Origin of the sequence: Gilliamella bombi (assembly GCF_900103255.1) — a bacterium.
Classification (GTDB): Bacteria; Pseudomonadota; Gammaproteobacteria; order Enterobacterales; family Orbaceae; genus Gilliamella; species Gilliamella bombi.
This window is the reverse complement of sequence record NZ_FMWS01000100.1, coordinates 1-4,101: the sequence shown is the minus strand read 5'-3', so window position 1 is coordinate 4,101 and position 4,101 is coordinate 1. Positions and strand designations below refer to the sequence as shown.

General features: G+C 37.3%; 3 protein-coding genes. All 3 read right to left on the bottom strand.

The window, feature by feature from the left end:
* Positions 1-506: 506 nt before the first annotated feature.
* Positions 507-1,763: a type VI immunity family protein gene (locus B9N71_RS12350; protein ID WP_167370120.1), complete on the bottom strand. Its 1,257-nt coding sequence runs from the start codon at positions 1,761-1,763 to the stop codon at positions 507-509.
* Positions 1,764-1,807: 44 nt separating this feature from the next.
* Positions 1,808-3,370 carry a VRR-NUC domain-containing protein gene (locus B9N71_RS12345; protein ID WP_085166114.1) on the bottom strand — a complete coding sequence of 521 codons (1,563 nt, stop codon included), beginning with the start codon at positions 3,368-3,370 and terminating at the stop codon, positions 1,808-1,810.
* A 10-nt stretch (positions 3,371-3,380) separates the two neighbouring features.
* A partial coding sequence (locus tag B9N71_RS12340; protein ID WP_143422157.1) for a DUF2345 domain-containing protein occupies positions 3,381-4,101 on the bottom strand: 721 nt, incomplete at its 5' end.

Here is a 4,101-nt window from a genome sequence, read left to right as displayed (position 1 = left end):
GAATTTTAACTAATTTTTAACGATGTTATTGTTTAATATTAATAATTCAAGTTAGTTTAATAGCGTTTTTTTTGCGGTAAAGTCGTGGTTAAAAAAGCAATAACAATGACTTCACCCTTTTTAATTTAAGTATGATTTTTTGTTTTTTACATAAACATAGTGCTTTCCTGAAAGTTTTTAACAAAAATGGGAGGCTGTTTTTATTTTTTAGATAAAATATTTGTTTAGATAAACTGTGTGATAACTACCATATCAGGCAAAAATTCACCAAACCCGCCTGCCCACAAACGCATGTGAAAGCCGAAAGAGTGATACGAACTTTAATGGAAATGTGGCATAATCAGCAAATATTTAGCGATTAAAAACAGAGAAAACAAAAACTTAATCACTTTATTAATTTTTATAATACGGTTAAACCGCATAAAGCGATTTTAGGGAAAACGCCTTATGGGTTTTAGCGGATTGTTTTAATCATGAAGGAGAAACAAGTTGGTGTTTTCCTGCATTTAATTTTTAATATAAACGCTGCCACCGTCATCTCGACGTAATAATGTCCATGTAATATCGGTATAGGTTTGCTTTGTATCGTCATCAATAAATGGCGCTACTTTATCTCCGTTGATTAATTCACGGTACTCAATTTTGCCGTTAATGGTTGCAGAATAAAGCCCAGTATGGGGGCAAAGTTCACCTGTTTTTATACGAATGGGCACAGCTAACCCCGTTTGGTCGGGTGTTTGCTCTATTTGTTCATCTGTTTTCGGTAAGTCGGTTGCAGTGACATCATCAAAGCGGCATTGCCACTCTTTTGATGTGCGATCATTAAAGCGAATTTCTCTATTGATTGAGCCAAAACCTAATGAACCGATTTCAGGTGCTCGTGCTGGTTTTAATAGTGTGTTAACGTTGACATAGTGCTTAGGGTAAGGATTACGGCTTACATCGCCTAGTTCAGGAACTTCACCAGCCCGAACAACAACCCCACCCTTGTACGGATAAAAAGTAATTGCTTCGTCTTGATTGCGTTGTTTTAATTCATCAAGGCGACCTAATTTATCGGTAACCAGCTGATCACTAAGGATAGTGAGCCAGTTAATGCATTTAAAGCCACCTCGAAAGCGCAAATCACTTTCAACATTTGAAATATCAAGCCCTAAGTATTTATGTGCTAATTCATACTCTAAATATTGATAATCATAATACTCATGGCTATGTTGAATACCTAAACCAAAAAAGCCATGCATAGGCTGTAAAATTTGGCTGATTTGACCTATTAACTCCACAAGTGAGTCCACACCAAAACTTTTAAGCTCATTAATTGGTAAATAAAATTGAACATTACTAATTTCTTTATGTAACTCTTCATACCATTCTGCTCTTGAATATACATTAAGCATATATTCTGGAACGAAGTCTATATTATTAACATTACTCCAATAAAAACAAATATTATCTGCTCCTACCCCATTAATCTGATTAATTTTTTCATATAGTGAAGTTTGTTGATAAGGGAATAATTTATTAGGATCACCATCAATATAGCCAAATTGCAATTTATCCCCCCAATACTTATCATAGAGAGATAACACTTGACCGATAGCTTGGCGTTTTTCAGGTTTATAGGCTTTATCTAAGTAAAAACAGCCAACTAACCCCGTTTTTATTGCATCTTCAATATTATCAGGATCTAAATAGTGGCCATAGGTAAACTTATTATAATTTTGCTGATATTCGTCTAATAATTGCTGTAATTTATCTTTCATCATTTATCCTATAATTAAGACTAGCTTAACTGCCTATAGTTACATTAATTTGTTGTTGGTTCATCGCCAGGCGTAAAATAGTAGTAAAACTGTTGTCGATAAGGGTAGTAGTGAATCAATCTTTTATTTTCGCCCATTCTTACTCTGTCTCTACTCTGTTTTGTTAAAGTTGAATCATCTTCAAATTCAAAAAGACTCTCTAACTTATTAAAATGATATTTTTGCTGATAGCGATAGTCAATTTCAATTAGGCGATCATCTTCGTACTTTTGCTTTTCTTGCTCGGTAATTTGGGCGTAATAGGTAAGTTGTTGATTCGGCTCTAATACATAATTGTTTGTTTGGGGTTGCTTAGCGGCCAACGGTAGCGAGGCCGTTGTCGCTGCTGCGGCCACAGTGGTTTTTGTTATAGGTGAAAACTTAATAATTTCAGCCCCATTGCGAATAACTGATGTTGTTGCTCCCATTTCGGTAATTAATGCGACTAAAGGTGCCGTGCTCATTGCACCTATAATGGAAACCCCTACTGCTGCTAATGGGGCGTTAACAACCGCTTCATGCCGTTGTTCATAGCGCTGTACAGCGTCTACTGCTAGTTCAAAATTATAATTATCAGGAGCTAACAATTGTGGGCGGCTGTACTCAAACTCTTGCTGGTTAACCCATTTTATAATGTGTTTTGATATCACATAATATTCTTGCCTCATCTGTTGTTCAATGGTTAATGCTAGTTTAGTGTTAGTCACTGCCTCTTCGCCTACAATTGCATATAAGGGATCTGCTTTGGCATTGGCAAGCATCTCTTCCTCCTCTTTCCCTTTACGTCGACGAAATTCACACTGCTTTAAGGTCATTAAGCGAAATTTATTACGATCGTTGTTGGCAATTTTTAAATAATCTTTTTTCTGATATGGCGACAATCTATCGCCAGGAAATTTTATCTCAATGACGGTATCAATATTATCAGGGTGATATCCTGCGGCACCTAATAATCGGTAGTTCTTTTTCTTTATGACATCTGGAATGCGAATCATACCACGCCCATTGGGGAACCATTCTTTTGCAACATCAGGGTTGATGGTTCGATAAGCTTCAACAATATCATTATCACCACTTCGCTTTAGCGATAATTCGTTTTCGAGTGTGGTTTTATCTACCATAGGATCAACCACGTCAACCTCACGAAAATCAAATAAATAACTTCCTTCAGGATCGCCGTATCTATTCAGTTTGCGGTATTCTCGGTAAATCATACGAAACTTTGATAAGGGATATCTACTAGGTCTAAATGGCTCTTTATTACTGGTAAGCGGTACTGGCGGTTCTTGAGTCATATTGTATCCAACTTCACCACAGTAAGGAAATTTATACTCAGAGTTTTCAGCATCTTGCCTAATCCACATTGTCACTTGCCGTTGATAGCGTGGTGTTCCGTTTTTTGCAATGAATGGAAATTTTTTCGCTGCTTCCATTTTTTGGCATAAATAAACAATATCAAACGGATGTGTTACAGGTAGTACGGTTCCTGATGTATTCTTTTCTGTAGTAGCCGACTGACTACGTCTGGATGTCGGTCTTGCCCTTGGTTTATCAATCATTGTTGTCATTTTTATTATCCTAAACATCATTAAAATCAAACTGAACAATTTTACCTGTTGCGATATGTTTTGCCTTGAAAGTATTTTTAGGGCTTTCTTCTTGTGCTGAACCTGTAATGGTTTGCGGTTCATCGGTAAACACACGCTTTGTCCGTCCTTGAGCATCGGTTATACCAGTCAGTGTCTGTCCATTTACTTCGATTTCATAGGGATAAAAAGCTAATGGTTCACCCGTTTCATGATCGGTTAATATAAAAAATTCACTGTAACCATTAATGCCCGGCAAATTAACATAAGGAATGGATAATGTCGCCACTCCCATCTTTTGCAACACATTGCATTTAAGATAGATATTATCCTGCGTGCCCAGTTCAATGCCTTCACTGCTGATTTTGATATAAGAGCCACCACAGATAAGGGTGAGGTTGTCTTTGGCAGTAATGGTGACTTTACCATCCACACTATCAACTTTAACATCTTGCTTGGCAGCCATATTGAAGTTGGCGTTTTGGGCTTGCACTTCAATATCACCTTGGTTGGCAAATAGTTTCATCCCTGATTTTTGGGCAAATAAACCCATCGCTTCAGCCGATGATAGGGTGATATTTTTTAAGGCGTTGATATCGGTTTGGTTTTCACTGGTTAAGGCCAGGCTGTTAGCTGTCGATAGTTGGATGTTTTCAGGACTGGTTAGGGCGATGCCTTCTTGCGCATAGGCCAGTAAGCCACTTTGGGTTAGC